This is a genomic window from Rhizobacter sp. P3_B12 (assembly GCF_056402895.1).
The window spans coordinates 1-1,640 of record NZ_JBFUGN010001205.1; the positions used below are offsets into that span (position 1 = coordinate 1).

General features: G+C 71.9%; 2 protein-coding genes. Both read left to right on the plus strand.

Translation table 11 applies throughout. The features are described from left to right. The coding region (locus tag AC1D01_RS33790) for a FliH/SctL family protein (RefSeq protein WP_477873832.1) at positions 1–610 on the plus strand (610 nt) is incomplete at its 5' end. Between the two features lie 2 nt (positions 611–612). Then, positions 613–1,640: FliI/YscN family ATPase (locus tag AC1D01_RS33795; protein ID WP_477873833.1), on the plus strand; the 1,028-nt coding region annotated here is incomplete at its 3' end.

Consider the following 1,640-nt stretch of genomic DNA (forward strand, 5'->3'; position numbering starts at 1 on the left):
GGCACAGGCGCAGGCCGATGACCTGCTCGCCCAGGCGCAGGCGCAGTTCGACGGCGCCTGGCAGCAGGGCTTCGACCAGGGCACGCAGGACGCCGCGGCGCACTGGGCCTCGCAGCAGCTGCAGGCCGCCGAATCGCGCCGGCGCACGCTGGTGCGCCAGAGCGAGCGGCTGTCGGGCATCGTCTCGATGGCGGTGGAGCGCGTGATCGAGCAGGAAGACCGCTCGGCGCTGTACCGCCGCTCGCTGCGCACCATCACCAAGCTGGTGAAGGATTCGGCGATGCTGACGCTGCGCGTGCCCGAGGCCGACCGCGAGGATGCGCAGCGCGCCATCTCCGAGCTGATGGCGCAGCTGCCCCAGGGCGCCACCGGCACGGCGATCGAGGTCGTCGTCGATGCGCAGATGCCCGAAGGCGCCTGCCGCTTCGAATCCGACAGCGGCGTCATCGATGCCGGGCTGGACACGCAGCTGGCCGCGATCCGCCGTGCCGTCGAGCGCGCGGCCCGCGAGATGGCGCAGGCGGACGACGCCGAAGCAGCCGAAACCGCCGAAGACGCCGACGAAGCCCGTGACGACACCCCCACCGAAGACCACCTGGAAGCCGCCTGATCATGGACACCAGCTTCCAGCGCTTCGTCAGCACGCTCGAGCAGGAGCTGACGCATGAGGACGTGCTGTCCCGCACCGGCCGCGTCACCGAGGTGGTCGGCACGCTGATCCGCGCGAGCGGCCTGGACGCCAAGGTCGGCGAGCTGTGCGAGCTGCGCGACCCGCGCGGCCGCCTGCTGCAGCGCGCCGAGGTGGTCGGCTTCGGCAAGCACGGCGCCATCCTGTCGCCGTTCGGCTCGATGGGCGGCGTCTCCGAAGGCACGCAGGTGGTCGGCACCGGCCGGCCGCTGTCGGTGCGCGTCGGGCCGCAATTGCTCGGCCGCGTGATCAGCGGCCTGGGCGACCCGATCGACGGGCTGGGCCCGCTGCTGGGCGACGAGGAACGCCCGGTGTTCGCCGACCCGCCGGACCCGATGAGCCGCGCGATGATCGAGCACCCGTTGCCCACTGGCGTCAAGATCATCGACGGGCTGATGACGCTCGGCGAAGGCCAGCGCATGGGCATCTTCGCGCCGGCCGGCGTCGGCAAGAGCACGCTGATGGGCATGCTGGCGCGCGGCGCGCAGTGCGACGTGAGCGTGATCGCGCTGATCGGCGAACGCGGCCGCGAAGTGCGCGAATTCATCGAGTTCATCCTCGGCCCCGAGGGCATGGCGAAATCGGTGGTGGTGTGCGCCACCTCCGACCGCTCGAGCATCGAGCGCGCCAAGGCCGCCTACGTGGCCACCGCGGTCGCCGAGTACTACCGCGACCAGGGCAAGCGCGTGCTGTTGATGATGGATTCGCTGACGCGCTTTGCGCGGGCCCAGCGCGAGATCGGCCTGGCGGCGGGTGAGCCACCGGCGCGGCGCGGCTTCCCGCCGTCGGTGTTCGCCGAGCTGCCGCGGCTGCTCGAGCGCACCGGCATGGGCGCGGTCGGCTCGATCACCGCGCTCTACACCGTGCTGGCCGAGGACGAGAGCGCCGGCGACCCGAACGCCGAGGAAGTGCGCGGCATCCAGGACGGCCACATGATCCTGTCGCGCAAGAT